Source organism: Mediterranea massiliensis, assembly GCF_900128475.1.
GTDB lineage: Bacteria > Bacteroidota > Bacteroidia > Bacteroidales > Bacteroidaceae > Bacteroides > Bacteroides massiliensis_E.
Genome location: NZ_LT635838.1, coordinates 555,698 through 577,936, shown reverse-complemented (window position 1 = coordinate 577,936; position 22,239 = coordinate 555,698). Strand labels below are relative to the sequence as shown.

Below are 22,239 nucleotides of genomic sequence, written 5' to 3'. Positions count from 1 at the left end.
ATTTAGGAAATTTGTTCGTTACTTTGCAGCCAGAAATGTGCCCTGTAGTGTGCTGTGGAAGGGGGTGGTGAGAGAAGCGGGGAGGCGTGGAAGCCTATATATATAATAAGGTGTAGACGTGCGGCGGAAACGCCCGATGGAAACCGCAAAAGAAGAAGCAACTGACTATTGACTGAAACAGATATTTATTTTATTACTAACATTTAAAAACTGAAAATTATGGAAATGGAAAAGTTTTATGTAGCTCCGGAAGTGGAAGTTCTGGAGGTAGCTGTGGAGAAGGGCTTCGAAGGAAGCAATGATCCGACTATTGATGAAAGCGGTACAGGAGGATTCCCCTTCTAAGCAAAAAGAGATTGAAGTTTAATATTAATATTAAAAACAGTTTAATGACAATGAAAACAAAAAATTTACTGACGGCAATGGTGCTTCCCGCACTGTTTGCTGCTTGTACTCAGGACGAGTTTGAAAGCATGAGTCAACAGACTCCGATGCTGAACGGCCGTCAATTGGTGGAGAACGTGACGCTGAACGTGGAAGGTGCAGCTGAAACACGTTTGGCATACGGAACGGACGGATATTCTTGGGGAGAAGGTGACCAAATCGGTGCTTGCCTGATGGATGAAATTACCTCTTATTATCGGGGTGAAAACACAGTGTGGCACCAATGGTTCACACTGACTGACTACATCCAGACGAACTACAAGTTCACGCGCGATGCAGAAGGCGTTTGGAGCACAGAGGCTAAGTTGTGTGAGGGTAACTACTTCTTTGCTTATCCGTACAATGCCAATATGGGCTTACGCGATGCATATACGTTCACAGCCGGAGAACAGGTATTGGAAGGCACAGATAAGGAATCTTTGATGAAGGCTTACACGGAGAATAACTCGTTCGTGGGTTATGGCAAGGTAGAGGCCGGTGACAAAGAAGGTGAAGCAGTTGCCGTTACCATGATTCCTGTATTTGGTTCAACAGGTATTACAATCACCAATACTGGTACAAATACCTACACGATTGAACGTGTTGTTTTGCGTGGTGCAAGGGTGTTTGATAAAGCTACGGTAAATCCTACTACTTGTACATCGACTATTCAATACAACGGAGTTTCTCCGACAAATGATGAACATTTCAACGTAGCACAGTATGTACAAGACCCTGCTGAGGATACAAGAGTAAATGCAGGTGGTTACTATGTAGCTAGCTGGGGAACTTATGACAAGGAAGCTGCTTTGCGTGACGTATTGGATTATGACCAAGCCGAAACAAGCAATGGTAAGGTGGAAGTAACTATCAATGGAAACGGTACCATCCAACCCCAAGGTTCTATCAATGTTCTCGCGATGGTGGCCCCGCAGACAGGAATTGTAGAAACTACTTTGTCTGATGGTAACAAAGACCAAATCGTATTGGATATTTATACCGACAAAGGTATTATCAGTGACATACAGTTGAATCACTGGTATACTGCCAACGATGCGAATACTTCGACTACTACGAATGTGCTGACCAATGACAATTTAACTTCTATCGGTACAGGAAATAAAGTGGAAGTGACTTTTGATGATACCAGCCTCGACAAACCTGCAACGATGGACGTTTACAATGAAGCAGACTTGGCTAACTTGATTCATTGGAATGCTGATCAGGCTAAAGCTATCACGGCTATACTGAAAGCTGACGTGAACATCACCAAGGAAATGTACGATGAGTTGGCAGGTAGCGCTATCACTGAGGCTAAAATTGAGGGTAGTACTTATAGTGTAACCATCGAAGGCGATGTTGCCGATGGTGCTTTGGATGCATTCAAGTTCAACACTGTAAAAGAAGTACTTGTAAATGGTACGCAGTCTATGAAGAAATCTTGCGCTTCTCCAATTAAAGTAATGAGCGATGCAACTTTGAACATTGCCGGCAACTTGAAATTGGCCAAAGATATCGAGAACTATGGTACGTTGAATGTAAATGCTAAAGTAAGTGTCAGCAACGGCCTGTACCTGTATATTAAGAACTACAGCCAGATGAATGTAGCTGCCGGTAAGGAAATCGTTGAGAATGTAAAGGTTATGAATGGTGATTCAAACATTGCTTTCGGTACAATCACCAATGCCGGTATGATCCGTAGGTTGGTTAATCCTGTGGGTAACGCTGCCTGTGGTTATGTTATCAACACCGGTATTATCGGTACAGAAGCTTCTGTTGGTGACTTGGCGACAAACGAAAATTCTGTAAACCATGGTCGCATCGATAACAATGAAAGCGGTCGTGTATTCTTGAATACTAATACAGGTGATGTTTACGCTAACGCCACTTCAACCACTCGTATCAATAACAACTCAACTGGTAACATCATCATCACTGAGTTGGACTTCAATGACGGTAACTTCCTGACTGCATCGGAGGACAAGATGGGTAACATCGTTCAGGAAATCGCAGAAAACGCCAGCACAAGTACAGTGGATGTACGTGCCAATACCCTCTGGCTGTCTGCTACACTGACTGTAGATGAAACAAATGCTGATGGCGAATATACAAGTGTAGATTTGACCGGAAGCCGCATGCGTAATGGCGCTGTGACCGTGGTTGCTACAGGTGCTAATGCAAGAATCAGTGGTAACTACAGCACGGCAACCGATCAGCGGTTCAAGATCGATGCTATCAAAGTGGCTGCTAACGCTACATTAGTTCTGAACAATGTATTTGCAACGATTAAGGCAGCCAATAATGTAACAATGAGCGGTGCAGTTAACCGTCCTGCAACATTGACTATTAATAGCAATGCTGTGTTAAGAGTTACTGGAGATGGTGATGGAACAACTACAATCAATGTACAAGGAAGTTCTACTAATAACGTATTGGATAACAACAGCAACGGTACAAAAATTGCTTTCCAATAAAATATTAAGAACTGAATATCAAGAGGGCGTATCCAAAAAGGGTACGCCCTTTTTATGTGTTCGCCCATCATGTCATACTCTGACTCCAGGCTTTATCCTCAAACAAGTCAAGTTTAACTTGGATGAATCCAACCTTTTTGCCATGAGCTACGTCCGGCATTATGCCGTCGGCTATCTACTTTAGTCTGCTAACTATCTTTGGGGGCGGCGTAACCTTCCTGATAATGTATCGGATCAAACAGTGCTTCGTGGATCCCGCATCGAGTGCGGGATGACGGGGGCAGGTGGTCGCTCGGTATGGGGGGCTGATGCAGTGCTTCGTGGAACCCGCATGGCGTGCGGGATGCCGGGCGGAGCAAGGAAATTCCTCAGAATCCCGCCACAAACTCGTCGAAACTGATGTCGGTGATGCCGATTTTTTCTTTGAGGCGCATCTTCTTGCGCGAGATGCTTCCCTTGGCGATGTGGTAGATTTCTGCCAGCACGGCCAGGGGAAGTTCCATTTTTACCAGGCAGCAGAAGTCAATCTCTTCGTCGTTCAGCTGGGGCCAGGCGGCCTTGAGGCGGCGGGTGAAGCCGTCGAAGCAGGTGTCGGTGTTGTTGCGCAGGGTCTGCCAGTCGTCGGCCGAGAGGTGGAGGGCACCCGTGGCCGTGCGGCTGCGCATCAGTAGGGGGATGGTGATTTCGTTCAGCTGCTTGAAGTATTCCACCTTCTGGACCAGCCGGTTTTTTTCGAGCTGTTCCTTGGCTTCCTGCTCGCGCAGGCAGCGTATCTCGGCTTCCTGTCGGGACAGCCGGGCTTGCATCAGGTCGCGCTGAAGCCGTGCCTGCCGGCGGCGGGTGAAGATGTAGTGGGCTCCCCATAGGATGATGAGCACGAAGACCACGGCGGCCAGGCGGTAGACTTGCAGCAGGCGGTGCGTCAGCTGGCGTTCGCCTTCTTCGATCTGTTGCTGCTGCTGGCGGTATTCGCGGATGGCGTGCATCTTGTCCAGCAGCTCGGCCCGCTTGTCGGCCTCGAGCGAGTCGCGGTAGCGCACATGTTCGCGCAGAAAGTCGAACGCTTTCTGCGGGTTGCCACGGTGGTGGAGGGTCTCGGACATGTAGCGGTAGGCTTCTGCCTTGCGGCGCAAGGGGAACATTTCGGCTATCGTGCGGAAATAGTAGAGGGCCGAATCGTGGTGGGCCAGGTGGAAGCGGATGCCCTTGTCCAGTGCCCGGTAGTAGCTCTGACGGCCCGCTCCGAGGGCAACGGCCTGCCCGATGTCGGCCAGGGCGGAGTCAGGTTGTTCCATATAAAGATGTACGACGGCCATCTCGGCCAGCAGTTCGGCCTTGTGCGGGGGAGGGGCGGCGCCGACAAAACGCCCGGCCCGGTGGAGTTCGTCCATCGCTCGCGTAAATTCCTTCCGGGTCTTGAAGTGGCGGTTGCGGATGAGGCCGATGCGTACCAGCATCAGGCTGTCCTGCTCTTCCAGTGCCAGCGCAAGGGCGTGGTCCAGCAGGGACGTTTCCCGTTCGGCGAAGTGGTTGAAGCGGCAGAGATCGGCCTGGGCGATGTCCAGTTCCATGCGCAGGCGGGGACGGGCACCGGCGGGCAGGTATTGGCGGCTCTTCTCGTAGCACTCCTGTGCCCGCAGCAGGAAGTAGTCCTGATGTAGCTTGCGCCCCTGGAGAAAATAGAGGAGGCTCGTGTGGAACGAATCGTCGGCGGCGATGGCCTGGTGGAGCCCCTGTTGGAGGAGGCTGTCGGGCAACAGGATGGAATCGTGCAGGGCGATGCTGTCCCAAAAGTCTTTTGGGAAGTCGTCGTGGCGATGGGTGCACGCGCCGAACCACGAGGCAAGCAGAAGGAATAGCAAAGGATACTTCATATAAAATGCAAATATATGCAGAACTTTCGGATTACCTACACTTTCCTGACTTTTTTGTTTTTCTACCCTTCTTTTTGCTCTTTTTGAGGGTTGGAAAGTGGATTGTACATCGGTTGTACAGCTGGTGAACCATCTATCTTGCTGAAATTCAAATATATGTGTCGTTGCTTGATGTACATCAGGTTTTCTTGTGCGCCTGCTGTATATCCTCTAATTTTGCCGCCGAAAGTCATCTCCGCAAGGGATGCATGGAAAACGAACAGAAGAGAAACAACCTATATAATACGCTATTTGAGTTTTTTATGAAAGAGAGAGTTTTGTTATTGATTGTGTCCTTGTGCCTGGCCGCGGGAGTGCTCCAGGCACAGACGAAGCAAGTGGAAGGAATCGTCACTTCCGCTGAAGACGGCCAACCCGTCATCGGAGCTTCGGTGTTGGTGAAAGGTGCCTCACAAGGCACCATCACCGACGTTGACGGTAAGTTTGTATTGAACGGCGTGCCGGCTTCGGCCAAGATGCTGGTCATTTCGTTTGTAGGCATGAAGTCGCGCGAAGTAGCCATTGCGCCGCGTGTGGAAGTGGTACTCGAAAGCGACCAGCAGGTACTGGACGAAGTGCTCGTGACGGTGGCCTACGGCACGGCCAAGCGTTCGTCGCTCACGGGTGCCATCTCATCGGTAGACCAGTCGAAGATTGAGCTGAGGCCCACGTCGAGCGTCACTTCCGCCCTGGAGGGCAGCACTTCGGGCGTACAGATTAACAACACGTATGGAGCTCCGGGCAGTGCTCCCGATATCCGCATCCGCGGTATCGGCACGGTGAACGGCTCCAGTTCGCCCCTTTATGTGGTGGACGGCGTACCCTTCAGCGGAAGCATCGCCGACATCAATCCGGCCGACATCGAGAGCCTGTCGGTGCTGAAGGATGCCGCTTCGTGCGCCCTCTACGGCAACCGTGCTTCGAACGGTGTCATCCTCATCACCACCAAGAAAGGTACGGCCGGCAAACTGAGCTTCGACCTCAAGGTGAACCAGGGCGTCTACACGCGCGGCATCAAGGAATATGCCCGCACCGACGCGCGCCAGTTCATGGAAGCCAGCTGGCAGAACCTGCGTAACGCCCGCATCTCGGCCGGCGACGCTCCCGACGTGGCGGCACGCTATGCCAGCGAAAACCTCATCAGCGAGCAGCTCTATCTGAACATCTTCAACAAGCCCGACAAGGATTTGTTCGATGCCAACGGCCGTTTGGCTGCGGGCGTGGAGATGCTGCCCGGCTATGCCGACGACCTCGACTGGTACAAGGCGGCCATCCGCAACGGTTACCGCCAGGAATACCTTTTCAGCGGCAATGCGGCCAACGAGAAGAGCGACTATTACTTCTCGCTGGGCTATCTCAGCGAGGACGGCTACGTGCGCAACTCCAGTTTCGACCGTCTGTCGGCCCGTGTATCGGTCAACCTCACACCGGTGAAGTGGCTGAAGGCCGGTGTCAACCTGTCGGGCACTCACCAGAATTCGCAGATTACGGCGGGTGACGAAGGGGCCTCGTTTACGAACGCCTTCATGTACTGCCGCCAGATTGCCCCCATCTATCCGGTGCATCTGCACAACGCCGACGGCTCTTATCGTCTGACGGCCGATGGCCAGCGCCAGTACGACCCCGGTTACTACACCGACGACAAGGGAGTGGAGATAGCCACACGCAACCAGTATCAGGACCGCCACGTGGTGTGGGAGAACGAGCTGGACAAGAACCAGACCGTACGCAACACCCTGCAGGGCATCGCATACATGGATGTCAAGTTCCTGAAGGACTTCACCTTTACCGTGAAGGGCGACATGAACCTGAGCCAGTCCGACAACACGGCCTACGACAACGCCGTCATCGGCAACGGAAAAGGCAGTAACGGACGAGGGCTGCGTGTGATAGGCCGCTATAAGAGCTACACCTTCCAGCAGCAGCTGAAGTGGACGCACCTGTTCGGCGCTCATCTGCTGGACGTGCTGATGGCCCACGAAAACTATTCGTACAACTACGATTACCTGTACGGCTTCAAGACGTCGCAGATCTTCCCCGACCGTCCCAACTTCAACAACTTTACCGAAATCACCAGTCTGGACGGTTACGAAAGCAATTACCGGACGGAGAGCTATCTGGGCCGCGTCCGCTACAACTACCGCGACCGCTACAACCTGGAAGTGTCTTTCCGCCGCGACGGTTCGTCGCGCTTCCACCGCAACAACCGTTGGGGTAACTTCGGCAGTGTGGGTGCCAACTGGATCATCAGCGAGGAAGCCTTCATGAAGGATGTCCGCTGGGTGAACGACCTGAAGCTGCGCGCCAACTACGGACAGGTGGGCAACGATGCCGGAGCCGGATTCTATGGCTACATGAGCCTCTACGGCGTGGAGCAGAACGCCCACAAGGGTGCGCTCTACCTGACGCAGAACGATTCGTATGACCTGAAGTGGGAGACGGGCGAGGCTTATGGCGTGGCCGTCGAGGCACGCCTCTTCAACCGCTGGAACCTGAGCGTGGAGTACTTTGACAAGCGCAACAAGGACCTGCTGTTCGACATCTACCTGCCCCTGTCGGCGGGAGGAACGTCCTCCGGATCGGCCGAGGCTACGGTGACCCGCAACCTGGGTACCATCTCCAACCGAGGCATCGAGGTCAATACCGACATCGACGTGTTCCGCAACCGCAACTGGACTTTCAACATAGCAGCCAATGCCACTTATCTGAAAAACAAGATTGTGAAGCTGCCCGACCAGAACAAGGACGGTATCATCTCCGGTGCCTACAAGATTGTAGAGGGAAGAAGCCGTTACGAATTCTACACCTACACCTTCGAGGGTGTGGACCAGCTGACGGGCAACTCGCTCTACAAGGCCAATCTGGACGACTATTTCGTCACCCTGCCCGACGGCACCACGCTGGGCAACAAGCAGAGCGGCATTGACATCACCAAAAAGGCGACGGTTATAGGCGGAGTGCCTTACGTCACCAACACCACCTACGGCCAGCGGGAGTTCCACGGGTCGGCCCTGCCCACGGTCTATGGCAGTTTGACGGGGACCATCGGCTACAAGTCGTTCACTCTCTCTGCTCTCTTCACGTATTCGTTGGGCGGCAAGACGATGGACGGTGTCTACCAGTCGCTGATGTCGACCGGCACCAGCCCCGGCAACTACCATGCCGACATCATGCAGTCGTGGATGCAGGCTCCCGCGGGGATGGACGAGAATTCGCCCAACCGCATCAAGAAGGACGGCATACCGCAAATCAACAGTACGCTGAGTTCGGACAACAATGCCGTTTCTTCCCGCTGGCTCACTTCGGCCGACTACCTCGTGGTGAAGAACCTGACCCTGGCCTACCGCCTGCCGCAGGCGTGGGTAGAGCACATGGGGCTGCAGAGCGTGGGCCTGAACGTCAGCTGCGAGAACCTCTGGACCTTCGCCGCCCGTCTGGGCATGAATCCCCAGCAGTCGTTTGCCGGCGGTCAGGGCAACTACCTGGTGACACCGCGCATCTTCTCCGTGGGAGTGAGTGTGAAATTGTAAACCATATCCGATTAAAACGAAACGTATGAAACTGAAGAATCTACTCTACATATCCGTCGGCGCGGCTCTGCTTACTGCCTGCTCGGCCGACTACCTCGACACCCTGCCTCAGGCGTCCACCGACACGGGAACCGTCTTCGAGACAACCGAAAATGCCCGCCTGGCCGTCAATGGACTCTGCCTGATGATGACCCAGCAGTACCTGGGGCAGCAGGGCTTCAACGGCGAAGGCACCATCAAGACCCTGTATGGCAACTATACGGGCAACGACTTCCAGAAGTGCAACCTGACGGGGTGGACCCCCATCATCAACCCCACCACGTATCTGGAGCGCAACTCGGTGCTCTACTGCTACTACCCCTGGTTCTACTATTACAAGCTGATAGGCAATGCCAACCGCATCGTGGTCAACATCGACCATGCCGCAGGCACGGAGGCCGAGCGCCTCTTCATCCGCGCGCAGGCGCTCACCGTCCGTGCCTATGCCTATCTGATGCTCAGCCAGCTCTACTGCCATCGCTGGACGGACAGCCGTCAGGGAGCTTCGCGCGGCCTGCCGCTGAGGCTTGACACTTCGGACGGCGATCTGCCCGCCTCGACGCTGGCCCAGGTCTATACACAGATCTATACCGACCTCGACGCGGCCGTCGACGCCTATACCCGCAGCGGTCTGTTACGCGACCGTGGCGACAACTACAGCCCTGACCTGGCCGTAGCCTATGCCACCTATGCCCGCGCTGCCCTGACGCGTGAAGACTGGGCTACTGCTGCCAAGTATGCCGCCCTGGCCCGCAAGGACTATCCGCTGATGAGCAACGCCGATTACGTGGACGGCGGCTTCAGCACTCCCAACAGTGAATGGATCTGGAGCAGCTACAGCGCCCCCGACCAGACGCTCTACTACTTCTCCTTCTTCGCCTATCAGGGCAGCAACTCCAGTGCCAGCATCTGCCGCACCTATCCCTGTGCCATCAGCAAGGAGCTTTACGACCGCATTCCCGCGACCGACGTGCGCCGCCGGATGTTCCTGGCCCCGGTTGAAGGCGATGCCTATAATACCACCAACGGCCGTGTCACCGCCGGTCCTCTGCTGGAGCGTGCGCGCCGCGACTATGCCGACAAGCTGTATGGCACGAGTCTCATCTATGCCTACATGCAGTTCAAGTTCCTCTGCACCGGCCAGCCCGGCATCGGCCAGCTCAACCATTTCCGCTCGTCGGAGATGTACCTCATCGAGGCTGAGGCCGACTGCCACCTCGACGGCAAGGACACTGAGGTACAGGCTCTGCTGAAGGCGCTGGTGAAGGACAGCGGGCGCGACCCGCAGTACACCTGCACCAAGACGGGCGCCGACCTCCTGGACGAGGTGAAGCTCTACCGCCGCATCGAGCTTTGGGGCGAAGGCTTCGACTGGTTCGACCTGAAGCGCTGGCGTGAGCCGCTGGTCCGCCACGCCCATCCCCAGGGCAGCTTCCATCCCCAGTTTGCCGTCAGCGTTCAGCCCGAGGAGGCCAACCAGTGGACGTGGGTCTATCCCGCCAAGGAAGTGGACTACAACGGCGCGTTGGACAGCTACATCGAGTGAGAATCTCTTTACCCTAACCAATTTCATATTTTTCTTCATCTATTCTCTCTGATGTCAGGTCGGGAGGCCCGGTTTCTGTGGAAGCCGGCGCTTCCCGGCCTTCCTTTATATGTGGCGGCTATCCTAACATCTCTTCCCGATCAGGCTGGGCCGAACACTTGGGAACAACGCCTCTGCAAGGTACATTCCCGAGTGTATGGACACGATTTCCAGTAAAATCCTTGCAGATTCCAGGGATTATTATGATTTTTGCGATGAAGTTGTGCATCAACAGGCAGATAGCCATCAATGACTTGCCTGCAACCAGTTTGCTGGAAAGCCAATGATGCGTACAATTTGCTTATTTGCTGATAGTTGAAAGTTTAAATCAAACAATGGTTCATACAATAAAACAAATCGCACCATGAAGCTGTATAAATTAACTTTAGGTCACATCATGGCCGTATTATTTTCACTGACAAGCATCACAATGCTGGCACAATCACGGGTGCAGTCCGTATCCTTTGCAGGGAATGCTTATGTTACCCAACGTGCCGATAAGGTCCGTATATCGGATAACGGCGTGGAAAACTGGAGTAGTCCCCAGACCACTGTCAGCGCATACTTTCATATCGACAAGCCGCAGATCATTACTTTGTCGCTTCAAGGCAAGGGGCACGCCACGATGCGCATGATATGCAACGGTAAGGAACAGGATGTCAGGTTCGATAACGATGAACCGACCATTGCCGGCAATATGAAAGTCAAGATCAGTGAGCCAGGTTATGTCCAGGTGGACCTCAAAGGAAAGAAACGTGATGGCGGGAACTTTGCCAACATTACCGACCTGATGGTTGCATACGCAGATGGCAAAGTGACCTGTGTACACGATTTCTCTAATTACTGGGGGCGCCGCGGCCCGTCTGTACACTTGGGTTATACGCTGCCGCAGGGGAATGATTATGAATGGTTCTATAACGAAGTGACCGTTCCGCAGGATGGTGAAGTGATGCATAGCTACTATATGGTGGCAGGCTTTGGCGAAGGATATTTTGGCATGCAATATAACTCAAAGGCAGAGCGGCGCATCCTCTTTTCCGTGTGGAGCCCGTTTGACACACAAGACCCGCGCAATATTCCCGAAGACCAGCGCATCCGCATGCTGCGCCGTGGCGATGGAGTGCGAATCGGAGAGTTTGGCAATGAGGGCTCGGGCGGCCAAAGTTTTATGAATTATCCCTGGAAAGCTGGTACGACATACCCGTTCCTGATGCATGTACGTCCCGATGGAAAGGGAAACACGATATACACGGCCTACTTTTATGCCACAGAGGAGGGACAGTGGCGTCTCATTGCTGAGTTCCTGCGTCCACAAACCGACACCTGGTACACCCATCCCCATTCTTTCCTGGAAAGTTTCAATCCGGAGCAAGGCTATCTGACGCGCAAGGTGCAGTTTCAGAACCAATGGGCACGTACGACGGACGGCCGTTGGGTGCGTCCCTTGCATGCGACCTTTACCAACGACGGCACTGCACAGGCCGGTGTGCGTCTGGACTATGCAGGTGGACAAACTGCTGACGGAAAGGCGCTGTTCCTGAAAATGGGTGGCTTCTTCAACGGGAATGTCCAGGCAGGTACGCACTTCCCTCTACCTGCTTACGACAACACACAGCCCCCACAGATTGATTGGGAGGCTTTGGATAAACTTGGAAAAACGGAGTAAATGCATCGTTGCGCTCACTGAGAAATTGGGTGAATGATACAGCCTTTAGTGCCTTTTCATTTTGATGCATTCCTTTAAATTCAATAGACAGGTGATGCATACTTGATTATTGAATGGAGCCGAGTCGATAGATTTCAAGCGAACCTTCCTAATTCCCGCTTCAGCCACACGGCCATTATCGGATCGGGAATCACCACTTGGCGTTTCTCGATTTCGATAAGCTCTTTCTTGACCAAAGCCCGCTTGACGATACTGACATTGGCCGACGAACCGAGCTGATATTTATGCAGAATTTCCTGGGTGGTAAACTCGCTGTGAATGCCGTCTATCACAGCTCGCAGGAAATTCATCTGATAGGTGGTCAGACTTTCGGTTTGCTTTTCGAACAACGGAGTGTTTTGGTCGATGATATCCTGATATGCAGCCTCAAAATCTTGGTCTGTTGCGGTTTTATCCGTATGAATCCATACCAGCCATGCCAACTGCTGCACATACGAAGAGTGATTGTCCACTTTCTGACAAATCTTCTCGGCCAATTCTTCTGAAATATGTTTTCCGGTCACCTCAAACCGTCTGCAAATATACTCTATCCAATCCTGTGTCCCGATCTTTGACAGATAAATCGCATCCCCGAATTTATAGAACGGGTAGCTCTTTTTCTCGAACAGTTCATTCATCAGATGTTTTTTGCTTCCGAAAAGGCAATAGGATACGGATTTCTGCAACTGCCACACCGAGCGCAAACGCTTTTGGAATATCTTGGAATCTTTGAACTCTGCTATCTGTTGGAATTCATCAATGCAAACAACGATATTGCATCCTTTCTTTTGGGCTATTTTCTCAGGAAGCTGCAGGATTTCATCAATATCGTTGCTTTGGGGATTTATTTCAAGCGATATGGAAAAATCCGTCATGGGATCGGGCCCGATGGAGATTTTGGGCGTAATCCTCGACAGGAACAATTTGGCGTTTTCTACCCATTCCTCCCATTTTGAAGATGTTTGCTTGAGGATGGCAGAAGCGAATGCGTCATAGAAATCCCCGTCACTGCGGCAAGAAAAAATATCAAGATACACAATCTTCAACTTGTCGGATTGTGCCAGCCGGCATACTTTCTGCACTAATGAGGTCTTTCCCCAACGGCGGGGTGAAATCAGTATTGTGTTTACCCCATGGCGAAAGTTCTGCAACAAACGTTCCGTCTCTTTTTCCCGATCGGTAAAGTTGTCTCCCGACGTTGCAACACCGAATATGAAAGGCTTGTTCTCCATGTGCGTGCAATTTTTATTCTGATGAAACAAAAGTAAGCAATAATATGTTTACTAACAACTTTATTACTAATAAAAATATTACAGCCTTTTCAAGGAAGCTTTCTGTCGGGTTATTCGACCCTGGGATAACACTATCTGGACAATTCCAAGGTTTTTCCAAACTTTTTCCGTAAATCTGTATAAGGAATATACCTCTTTGAAATCAAGAGAGTTAGAAGAATTACCTCGTTTTCGGGTAATGAGTTGGTAACCGTTCTAATTGCCGTGGTCTGCATCGCTTTGCTTGTTCGGGAAACTCTTACGGTACAAAGGTATGAAAAATATTCAGACTGAAAGGATCATTCCAAAAATTATTTTAGTCAGAATATTGAGCATTCATCCTTATGCAGTCTTGGTTGGAAGCAATTAACGAACAAGGAAGCCACGGTAAAGGCAACTCCTACTCCTACCACGCCTGCCCATCCGTAATGTTGCCAAAACAGACCTGAAACGAACGTACCAGCAGAACCGCCCAGAAAGTAGATGGTCATATAAACGGTATTGACTCGGTTGATGGCGGATGCGTCAAGGGAGACCACGCTGGTCTGATTTGACAAATGGATGCATTGCATTCCTGCATCAATCAAAAGGATGGCGATTATCATCCACAAGTAGCTGTCATTTCCAAAAAATGCCAACAACCATGCAGCCAAGATAACACATCCCCCGACAATGGAGAAGAACCTTACGCCGTACTTCTGGATATAGCCGCTAATGAATACAACCGTAGACGCACCTGCCAATCCGCACAAACCGAGTGCCCCGATAATATCGTCATCCGCAAAGAATGGCTCTTGCTTCATCCGGAAAGCAAGGCAACTCCACAACGCAAAGAACGAGCCATAAGCCAATGCCGCCCTCAACGAAGCGATACGCAAGTACGGGTATTTGGCAAGCAGACGCAACAAGGATTTCATCAGACCCGCATAATTTTCACGTGAACGAGCAGGCAGAACGGGAAGCATCTTGTAAATCATAAGAAAGCATCCGAGCATAAACACACAAGCCACAAAATAGACGGAACGCCATCCCCACATATCAGCCAGGAAACCACTTAACACCCGTGAGCCAAGAATGCCTATGAGCAGACAGGACTGTATAATCCCCACGTTGCGTACCTTGTGTGCTGGTGCTGAATGGAAAGACACCAACGGGATGAAGAACTGCGGCATAACCGAAGATGCTCCGGCAAGCAAGGATGCGCCCCACACCCAATAGATGTTAGGGGCAAGTGCTATGGCAAGCAATGCGCACGATGAAATGATATAATTGGTCAATATCAGCTGCTTTCGTGAAACCAAATCGCCAAGCGGAATGACAAACACAAGTCCGACTACATAACCTATCTGGGTCAATGTCGCAACCATGCTGGCAGAAAAGTCGCTTACCCCAAAATCCTTTGCCATGCTGCCCAACAAAGGCTGGTTGTAGTAGCAGTTGGCAACGGAAAGCCCGGTAGCGACTGCCAGCAGAGCCAGCAGAGGTGCCGGAATGCCGTGGTTTTCTCTCAATTCATATTTCATCATTTATTCCTCCTTTCAGTATGACACAACTTTCAATCCAATCAAGGAGGCAATGAGCGTGAACAGGAAGAAAAGCCGTATGGGAGTGGCCGGCTCTTTGAAAACGAATATCCCAATCAAGACCGTGCCGACCGCTCCGATACCCGTCCAAATGGCGTATGCCGTGCCCAAAGGCAAAGTCTGAACCGCTTTGGCAAGTAATGCCATACTCAATACCGTGGAAGCCAAGAAACCGCTTCCCCACAGATAAAAACCAATACCTGATGCCTCTCTCGTTTTTCCCAAGCAGAATGTAAGGCTTACCTCAAACAATCCTGCCAAAAATAAAATTATCCAATTCATACCTATGATTTATTAAATTCGGGTGCAAAAGTAAGCAAGTAATTTCTAACCGTTTTTTACATTTGGTAAAAACGGATTTTGCATTTGACAAAAAAACAGCCGTTAGCAGCTGTTTCTGTGCGCTATTTTATAATTTTGTACCACAACAAAATGACTTATGGATATAAAGGAAATCATCAACCAGAGATATGCCATGCCGGATGCGTCTTTGGACAAGTTGCGGCAATGCCTGACGGAAGTCTCATACCCAAAAGGATTCCAAGTGTTGGAATATGGCAAGATCGAAAAAGACATCTTTTTCATCAAGAAAGGCATTGTCCGCGCCTATACTTCGGTAGAGGGGAAAGAAATTACCTTTTGGGTCGGCAAGGAAGGGGCGACTATTGTTTCCATGAAAGGATATGTGAATGACGAACCGGGGTATGAAACAATGGAGCTGATGGAAAATTCTGTCTTATATGTATTGGAAAGGAAAAAACTGAAAGAGCTATTCTTGAAGGATTTGCACATAGCCAATTGGGGACGGCGTTATGCGGAAATGGAACTGCTTGCTGCCGAGGAACGGCTGATTTCCATGTTGTCAGCCGTCGCCTCGGAACGGTATCACGAGTTGTTGGAGAAAGAGCCTGATTTGTTACAGCGGTTGCCGTTAGGAAGTATCGCCACCTATTTAGGCATCACACAGGCAAGTTTGAGTAGGATTCGGGCACAAATAAAATGACGTTTCAACCAACTGAGGATAGCAAGCGGTTTTGGTCTGCCCCAAACACAAACTTGCTATTCTTCCGTTGGTATTGTTTATAATCCCATGCCCTTGCCTCTCCTAAGCGGTTCAACCGTCCTTTTAACGGATGAGAACAGCCTGCCAAACTGCTCCTTGAACCACTCTCCAATCACTTGCCCGTTGATGGCAAGTGCAAGCTTGGACTTGTCTTTCGGGTCTTTTACCACTTGGAAGCCTGCTTCCTCGGTTGTGAACTTCCGCCTGTGCTCTTCCGAATAGAGCTCGCCCACGTAGAACAGCGGTTTGCCGCTGATGAGCGTGGCAGTCTGCCTTTCGTTGAAGCCGACTTTAAGGCAGAACTTCTCCATATACACCAGCTCTTGAAACGGCGGAAACCATTTCTTGGCTTTTTGGATAATGGATTTTAGGAATGACACTTCCTCTTGGTGTGCCGCTTCCTTGTCCGCCATTTCCCTGCGGTACTTGGCTTGCAGTTCCATCAATTGGTGGCTGTGTTCCTCCTGCTGCCGCTCCATCTGCTTTTGCAATAATTCGATACTCTCGTCACGGGCGGCAACCTCGCCTTGCAAGGTTCGGTTGTCGGCTTCCAACTCTTTCAGTCTGCCGCTACCCAAAAGAGAACCTACTTTTGCCACGAGTGCCGCTTTCGCCTCGGTCTTGGTGGCTTCCAGCTTCTCCGACTTGATTTGCGAGCAGACGAGCAACGGGATAATATCATTGAGGCAAAAAGAAACAGAACTGACGCCCACGCTTGCCATGATGTCGAGCAGGAGTTCCGTCATTTCTATCTCCAAACGGTTGCGGTTGCTTCGGATAATCTTCCGCAGGGCTTCCGTCTCCAGCAGCTTCGGGTTGAACCACATTCGGCTTTCTTTTTCGGTGGATAGCTGCCGGTGTTGCAGGAAATGAAGAAAAGCGGGTATCTCCGCTTTCAGTTTTTGCAGGAAGTCGGTATCATCATTCCGTAGCGGCACAATCTTCCGCACCCAATAGCGTGTTTCACCTGCGTCAATGATAACGGGCAGATGCTCGTTGTTGGAGCACAACACGAACTTGGCGAAGAAGCCTATCTCGTCACGGTCTTTGCCTTTCGCCTCCACCTTGTAGGATAGTGTGGTGCTGAGGTTCTTTAACCGTTCGCTGTCCTCACGGCGGTTGAGCAGCACCTCGTCCACCATGATGAGCAGCTTGCCCGCCCAGTCGGAATTGAACTGGCTGCGGAAGTCCTCGTTGGTGTTGAACGTCACGTTGTTCTGGAATACGGCTTTCAGGAAGTTCAGGAACGTGCTTTTGCCCGTATTCCTCTCTTCGGACACGAGCAACAGGATGGGCAGCTTCTGAACGGGATACAGATACAGCAGTTGCAGGTAGTCCATGCCCAACCCGTACTGTTCGCCGAAGATGTGTTCCACCAACGAGCGAATGCAGGGGAAATCGCCCGGCACGGGAACATGGCTTATCGGCTCGTAGAGGTTGAGGAACTTGCCGACTACGGGCTGGTAGCCTACATGGTCGGGTACGGTGCAGAAGCCGTCATACTTCGGGATGCCCGCCATGTAGTCCTTGCCGTAGTCCTGTCGCAGGGTCTCGGCGTTCCATGCGATTCGTCTCCTCACATAGCCGCTGTCAATGCGGGGCTGGTTCACAATCTTGTAGAGCGTGGTGCCTACACGGATAAATTCTTCTTTCTTTTCCATGTTTCAAATATAGGTTTTAGTGCCGCCGACACCTTGTCGTCAGGTGGATTAAACATGGTTGCAAAGCTACGGCAGGACGGCTAAAACCTTGATATGTAAAACTATGCAGAACGGCGCAAAAGAAACCGACGGATAAGAAAATGCAGTAAGATGGACAATATCAGTCATCAAAAGGCGAAAAGAAAAAGCCCGAAGAAGCGGAAAATGGTACTTCTTCGGGCAGACTTGGATTGTGTGAGTGCATGGGCGTAGTGACACGCAACCGCACTCGCTAACACTTACACGATATGCTGTTACCTAACGAAAGCCAAAGCATTTGTCTGTCTTTTCGCAAGCACAGCCTTTCCAGCAAGACATTACGCACTCTTGCGGCATTGGATGTGTTGATACGGAAAGCCAGTGCCATTACCATTGGCAGCGCATACACTTCCAAATAATAACCGTTTGGCAGCCTGATGCGCCTTTCCACTTCGCAAGATTGCAACACTCCGCTCCTATACACGGCTCGGACAGCGGCACGGAGTGTCGGGGCGATTACATCAAACAGCGTTACCAACTCCATTTCGCTCATCCACACATTGGCTATATCGGACGGTACGGCAACCCTGCCGCTTCCGTCCATCGTGATTGTTGCCCGTTTCATATCCCTGCCACCTTGATGTTACCGAATGACTTGCTCAACTTGTCGCCCAGCATCGTGAGGTCGTTATCCAGCTTCTCCACGGTTATCTTCGCATAGATTTGGGTCGTTTCGATGTTCGTATGTCCCAAAATGCGCTCAACGCTATGGGTAGAATCGGTCAACGCTACCGCATGAGATGACCAACGCTTGCGGTAGCGTTTTGAGGGGGATGAGCGTAGACGATATCCCATTGGAAATGAATCAAAAGCAAAATACTCATGTTTAGGTATTGCGCCTGCCCGAAATCACCTTTTAATACCTAAAAGTGGGTATTGCCGCAGCTGTGGGCGATTCGTACTTTTGTAAACCAAATAAAGGATGAGATGGTTTGCAAAAGTATATACGTACTTCTTTGGTTCATAACATTGGGTAATGTATCTTTTTTATGGGGGCAGACATTTGCGTTTAGAGGTGTTGTGTTAGATAAACAGACCCATCAAACGTTAGATTATGCAACGGTTCAGCTATTTGTTGGGAAACAAATAGCTTATGGAGGCATTACAGATGCGAACGGGCGTTTTGAACTCCCCCACATCCGGCCCGAAACTTATCGGGTGGTTGTTTCGTATTTAGGATATGATACCGTAGAAAAAGAAGTAAAGGTTGTTCAGGATATTTCAGAAACGTTTTATTTAAAGTCTTCGGCAACGGCGCTGAACGAGGTTGTTGTAACCGCTTCCGAGTCGAAGTACGCCGCCAGTGCATCCATAATCGACCGCACGGCGATGAAACACCTTCAGCCCAGCAGTTTCAGCGACTTGATGGAATTGGTACCCGGAGGTAAGTCGGCCGACCCCCAGATGGGGCAGGCAAACCTGATTCGTATCCGCGAAACCGGTCAGACATCGGCGCTTTCTTCGTTGGGCGTGGGGTTTTTCGTCGACGGTGTGTCCCTGAATACAGATGCCAACCTGCAATACATGCCGGGCAGCACCTCCAGCGTAAACGCCACCAGCACGATGGCGAAAGGAGTGGATATGCGTACCCTTTCCACCGACAATATCGAGAAGGTGGAGATTATCCGAGGTATTCCTTCTGTGGCGTACGGAAACGTGTCGAACGGCGCAGTGATTATCCAGCGCAAAACCAGCGAAAGTCCCTTGTCTGCACGCTTCAAAGCCGATAAAACCAGCAAACTGTTTTCGGTAGGTAAAGGAATCAGGCTGGACGGCAACGGACGTTATATTTTAAATGCCGATGTCAATTATCTGGATGCAAAGATTGACCCGCGCAACAGTGTGAAAAACTATACGCGCTTCACGGCGTCTGCCCGTCTGGATAGCAAGTGGCTGTGGAACGAGCGTAACATCCACTGGAATATCAGTACCGATTATACCGGTTCGTTCGACGATGCAAAACGTGACAAGGATGCCACCGTAAAAGAAGACGCTTACAAGTCGGATTTCAACAGCCTGAAGGTGGCAGGCAAATGGAATATGAAGTTTCCCGACCGTTCATGGATTCGGGAGATAAACCTGACCACCTCTGTCAGCCAGCAATGGGAGAAAATGCGTGAAACGAAATCGGTCTCCCTCAACCGTCCGGCAGCCATATCCATTCAGAAAGAAGAAGGAGAATCTGACGGTATCTATTTACCATACAATTACGTGGCACAAATGGAAATCGACGGTAAGCCCTTATACGTTACGGCTGCGGCACGCACCCGCTTGGCTTTTCCTGTCGGCATGTTGCGTAACGAGACGAACATGGGCGTGGAGTGGAATTATCAGAAGAATTTGGGCGAAGGACAAGTGTTCGACGTCACGCGCCCCATCAGTGAAAGCATGAGTACCCGTCCGCGTCGTTTTAAAGACGTGCCGGGGATGCAACCTTTTGCCTTCTATGCCGAAGAGGTTTTACATCTTCCCGTACAAAGCCATAAACTGTCTCTTACGGCGGGTGTCCGCTTGCAGTCGCTGTTGGGGCTTGACAACCAATACGAGATGAAAGGCAAGGTATATCCCGACCTCCGTCTGGATTTGCAATGGCGTTTGCCTGCATTCAATGGATGGAATATCACTTTTTCCGGCGGTTTGGGATGGATAAGCCGTATGCCTACTATTTCGCAGCTTTACCCCGACTTGAAGTATGTCGATTTGATTCAGTTGAATTATTATCATACCAATCCCGATTACCGTCGCATCAACATGATGACGTATAAGTGGGACAATACCAATTATCAGTTAGAGCCGGCACGTAACCGGAAGTGGGAGGTTCGCGCCGATATAGGCTATAAAGGGAATCGCTTGTCTGTTACTTACTTCCGCGAGCGGATGAACAACGGTTTCGGCGACCTGACATATTACAAATCGCTGGCTTATAAACTCTATGACCCGTCGAGTATTGACGGCTCTACGCTGACTGCTCCTCCTGAACTGTCGGAACTGGCTTATACCGACGAATATAATCTTGACGTATATTCTACCGTGGGCAACGTGATGAAAATAGAGAAAGAAGGCGTGGAGTTTCAATTCTCATCCAAACGAATCGAACTGCTGAAAACCCGCGTTACGGTGTATGGGGCGTGGATAAAAAACATTTATAGCTCAGACGTTCCGAAATATAAGGCTTCCTCCATTTTGCTGGATAATAAGCAGTTGGAATACGTTGGATTATACGAGGGCGAAGAAGGAACAGAAAGTCAGGCGTTTAATACCAACTTTATGTTTGACACCTATCTCCAGCGTTTGGGCTTGACCTTTTCAACTTCACTGCAATGTACATGGTACACTAATCGCCGTAATCTGTGGAACGATGGTATGCCGGTAAGTTACATCGACCAGTCGGGCGAAACCTATCCTTTCCGTGCCGAAGATGCAGAAAACATCCAGTTGCAGCATCTGGTAGAAAAGTATTCGGCTACCTATTTCGAACGTACCACCGTGCCTTTCTACATGGATGTCAACTTAAAGGCAAGCAAGCGAATCGGTAAATACCTGAATCTGTCGTTTTACGTAAACCGCATCTTGGGCATTTATCCCGATTACACCTTGAGGGGAGTATTGCAACGCCGGACACCGGAATCGCCTTATTTCGGCATGGAAATGAACTTGACTTTTTAATAATCTAAAATAAAAAAGTAATGAATATGAAAAAAAATCAATTAGCTCTGGCGGTTCTCTTTGCGGCAGCATTGGGATTCAGCGCATGTAGTGACGACGAAGGAGTAAGCATGTCCGACGTAAGTATTTCTGCCACTGTAAATACAACAATCGAGGGGTTGCAGATAACCTCCGGTACTTATACATTCGAGAACGTGAATACATCTGCTAAGACCGATGTAAGTTACCCTACCAGCCTTATTCAGTTAGCGGATGGATTATATAACGTTACTTTCATCGGGAAGGGGACATATTCGCAGAACGGAACTTCGGTAGAGGTAAACGTGCAGGGAGTACAGCAGAACGTGACAGTTTCGGGCGGTTCGTGCAAGCTGGACTTGACGGCACACGTGGTGAATACAGGCGATGCCGACTTCGTGATTGCCGAAATATTCCTCCCCGGAACTTATAACGAGGCCGGAAAGCAGTATAACGGAGACCAATACGTGCGCATCTACAACAACTCGGATACGGTTCTGTATGCAGACGGACTGGTATTCATGGAATCGCAATTCACCACCACACAGAAATATCAGTCGGTAGACCCGGATATCATGAACGAAGCGATTGCGGTAGGTTCTGTGGTCGTAGTACCGGGCAACGGAACAGATTATCCGATACAACCGGGAGAGTCTTTTATTATCTGCGATAACGCCATCAACCACAAAGAGGCTAACCCGAACTCCATCGACCTGAGCAATGCCAACTTTGAATGGTACATCGAATCGAAACAAGACGTAGACAATCCGGCTGTTCCCAATATGGATATCTATTATTGCTATACCAAGACCATTTGGATACTGAACAAGCAGGGTAACCGTGCTTATGCCATCGGCAGACTGCCCGAAGGAATGACGAAAGAACAGTATATCGCAGATTATACTTACGACTACACGTATGTATTGCAAAGCGGAACGGTAAGCAAGCCTCAGAGCAAATATAAATTCCCTAACGAATGGGTGATAGACGCTGTGAATATCGGTGCTACCAATGAATGGCAGTGGAATGTTACGGCTACCGAACTGGATATGGGGCATACCTATATCGGCGTAAATAACACCGTGGCAGAAAACATCGGCAAGTGTGTAATGCGTAAGGTGGCTTATACGGACAATGACCGCGAGGTACTGCAAGACACGAACAACTCTACCGTTGATTTCACGCCGGCTGCCACTCCGAGTTTGTTTGCCGAATAATCAGAAACGTTTT

Annotated in this window: 12 protein-coding genes and 2 pseudogenes; 7 read left to right on the top strand and 7 right to left on the bottom strand. The window is 50.5% G+C overall.

Translation table 11 applies throughout. The annotated features are described in order from the left end of the window. Positions 1 to 395 precede the first annotated feature (395 nt). The gene (locus tag BQ7483_RS12315; RefSeq protein ID WP_139247648.1) at positions 396 to 2,897 is read left to right on the top strand and encodes an autotransporter outer membrane beta-barrel domain-containing protein; all 2,502 of its coding nucleotides are present in this window, start codon (positions 396 to 398) and stop codon (positions 2,895 to 2,897) included. 368 nt (positions 2,898 to 3,265) lie between these two features. Here the strand turns inward: BQ7483_RS12315 and BQ7483_RS12310 are convergent, their stop codons facing one another. Then, on the bottom strand, positions 3,266 to 4,771 hold the full coding sequence (locus tag BQ7483_RS12310; protein WP_072546084.1) for a hypothetical protein: 1,506 nt from the start codon (positions 4,769 to 4,771) through the stop codon (positions 3,266 to 3,268). A 302-nt stretch (positions 4,772 to 5,073) separates the two neighbouring features. Between BQ7483_RS12310 and BQ7483_RS12305 the strand changes: the two genes are divergently transcribed. The 3 genes from BQ7483_RS12305 (at position 5,074) to BQ7483_RS12295 (ending at position 11,630) form a co-directional block, all read left to right on the top strand. Further along, the gene (locus tag BQ7483_RS12305; protein WP_072546083.1) at positions 5,074 to 8,340 is read left to right on the top strand and encodes a SusC/RagA family TonB-linked outer membrane protein; all 3,267 of its coding nucleotides are present in this window, start codon (positions 5,074 to 5,076) and stop codon (positions 8,338 to 8,340) included. A gap of 25 nt (positions 8,341 to 8,365) precedes the next feature. Beyond that, positions 8,366 to 9,925, top strand: coding sequence for a RagB/SusD family nutrient uptake outer membrane protein (locus BQ7483_RS12300; protein ID WP_072546082.1), 1,560 nt, complete (start codon positions 8,366 to 8,368; stop codon positions 9,923 to 9,925). A 403-nt stretch (positions 9,926 to 10,328) separates the two neighbouring features. Then, complete coding sequence (locus BQ7483_RS12295; protein ID WP_083535728.1) at positions 10,329 to 11,630, top strand: DUF3472 domain-containing protein; 1,302 nt, start codon at positions 10,329 to 10,331, stop codon at positions 11,628 to 11,630. A 134-nt stretch (positions 11,631 to 11,764) separates the two neighbouring features. On the opposite strand, the gene BQ7483_RS12290 is transcribed toward BQ7483_RS12295, so the two are convergent. From BQ7483_RS12290 to BQ7483_RS12280, 3 genes are all read right to left on the bottom strand, one after another. Next, entirely contained in the window at positions 11,765 to 12,901 is a 1,137-nt protein-coding gene (locus BQ7483_RS12290; protein WP_072546080.1) for an AAA family ATPase, read from the bottom strand. A 359-nt stretch (positions 12,902 to 13,260) separates the two neighbouring features. Then, positions 13,261 to 14,463: an MFS transporter gene (locus tag BQ7483_RS12285; RefSeq protein ID WP_072546245.1), complete on the bottom strand. Its 1,203-nt coding sequence runs from the start codon at positions 14,461 to 14,463 to the stop codon at positions 13,261 to 13,263. A 15-nt stretch (positions 14,464 to 14,478) separates the two neighbouring features. After that, positions 14,479 to 14,805 carry a DMT family transporter gene (locus BQ7483_RS12280; RefSeq protein WP_021928755.1) on the bottom strand — a complete coding sequence of 109 codons (327 nt, stop codon included), beginning with the start codon at positions 14,803 to 14,805 and terminating at the stop codon, positions 14,479 to 14,481. A gap of 157 nt (positions 14,806 to 14,962) precedes the next feature. Here BQ7483_RS12280 and BQ7483_RS12275 point away from each other — a divergent pair, with 157 nt between their 5' ends. Then, positions 14,963 to 15,526, top strand: a complete 564-nt coding sequence (locus BQ7483_RS12275; protein ID WP_021928157.1) for a Crp/Fnr family transcriptional regulator — start codon at positions 14,963 to 14,965, stop codon at positions 15,524 to 15,526. Between the two features lie 680 nt (positions 15,527 to 16,206). Here BQ7483_RS12275 and BQ7483_RS12270 read toward each other — a convergent pair. The 3 genes and pseudogenes from BQ7483_RS12270 to BQ7483_RS12260 form a co-directional block, all read right to left on the bottom strand. Beyond that, positions 16,207 to 17,247, bottom strand: a pseudogene (locus BQ7483_RS12270) (primase-helicase family protein); the annotation flags it as partial. Between the two features lie 271 nt (positions 17,248 to 17,518). Beyond that, a complete protein-coding gene (locus BQ7483_RS12265) occupies positions 17,519 to 17,890 on the bottom strand; it encodes a virulence RhuM family protein (RefSeq protein WP_072546079.1) in 372 nt (123 codons plus the stop codon). Beyond that, a pseudogene (locus tag BQ7483_RS12260) lies at positions 17,887 to 18,033 on the bottom strand (site-specific integrase); the annotation flags it as partial. The pseudogene BQ7483_RS12260 and the gene BQ7483_RS12265, both read right to left, overlap by 4 nt. 219 nt (positions 18,034 to 18,252) lie before the next feature. Between BQ7483_RS12260 and BQ7483_RS12255 the strand changes: the two are divergent. Both BQ7483_RS12255 and BQ7483_RS12250 read left to right on the top strand, forming a co-directional pair. Further along, on the top strand, positions 18,253 to 20,991 hold the full coding sequence (locus BQ7483_RS12255; protein WP_072546077.1) for a TonB-dependent receptor: 2,739 nt from the start codon (positions 18,253 to 18,255) through the stop codon (positions 20,989 to 20,991). A gap of 20 nt (positions 20,992 to 21,011) precedes the next feature. Then, positions 21,012 to 22,226, top strand: a complete 1,215-nt coding sequence (locus BQ7483_RS12250; protein ID WP_072546076.1) for a DUF4876 domain-containing protein — start codon at positions 21,012 to 21,014, stop codon at positions 22,224 to 22,226. Positions 22,227 to 22,239: the final 13 nt, after the last annotated feature.

Excerpts from the sequence above, each read along its gene's own strand:
- BQ7483_RS12315 (WP_139247648.1), top strand. The coding sequence starts at position 396 with ATGAAAACAAAAAATTTACTGACGGCAATGGTGCTTCCCGCACTGTTT.
- BQ7483_RS12275 (WP_021928157.1), top strand. The coding sequence starts at position 14,963 with ATGGATATAAAGGAAATCATCAACCAGAGATATGCCATGCCGGATGCG.
- BQ7483_RS12255 (WP_072546077.1), top strand. The coding sequence starts at position 18,253 with ATGGTTTGCAAAAGTATATACGTACTTCTTTGGTTCATAACATTGGGT.
- BQ7483_RS12290 (WP_072546080.1), bottom strand. The coding sequence starts at position 12,901 with ATGGAGAACAAGCCTTTCATATTCGGTGTTGCAACGTCGGGAGACAAC.
- BQ7483_RS12310 (WP_072546084.1), bottom strand. The coding sequence starts at position 4,771 with ATGAAGTATCCTTTGCTATTCCTTCTGCTTGCCTCGTGGTTCGGCGCG.
- BQ7483_RS12300 (WP_072546082.1), top strand. The coding sequence starts at position 8,366 with ATGAAACTGAAGAATCTACTCTACATATCCGTCGGCGCGGCTCTGCTT.
- BQ7483_RS12280 (WP_021928755.1), bottom strand. The coding sequence starts at position 14,805 with ATGAATTGGATAATTTTATTTTTGGCAGGATTGTTTGAGGTAAGCCTT.
- BQ7483_RS12265 (WP_072546079.1), bottom strand. The coding sequence starts at position 17,890 with ATGAAACGGGCAACAATCACGATGGACGGAAGCGGCAGGGTTGCCGTA.
- BQ7483_RS12285 (WP_072546245.1), bottom strand. The coding sequence starts at position 14,463 with ATGAAATATGAATTGAGAGAAAACCACGGCATTCCGGCACCTCTGCTG.
- BQ7483_RS12250 (WP_072546076.1), top strand. The coding sequence starts at position 21,012 with ATGAATATGAAAAAAAATCAATTAGCTCTGGCGGTTCTCTTTGCGGCA.
- BQ7483_RS12295 (WP_083535728.1), top strand. The coding sequence starts at position 10,329 with ATGAAGCTGTATAAATTAACTTTAGGTCACATCATGGCCGTATTATTT.
- BQ7483_RS12305 (WP_072546083.1), top strand. The coding sequence starts at position 5,074 with ATGAAAGAGAGAGTTTTGTTATTGATTGTGTCCTTGTGCCTGGCCGCG.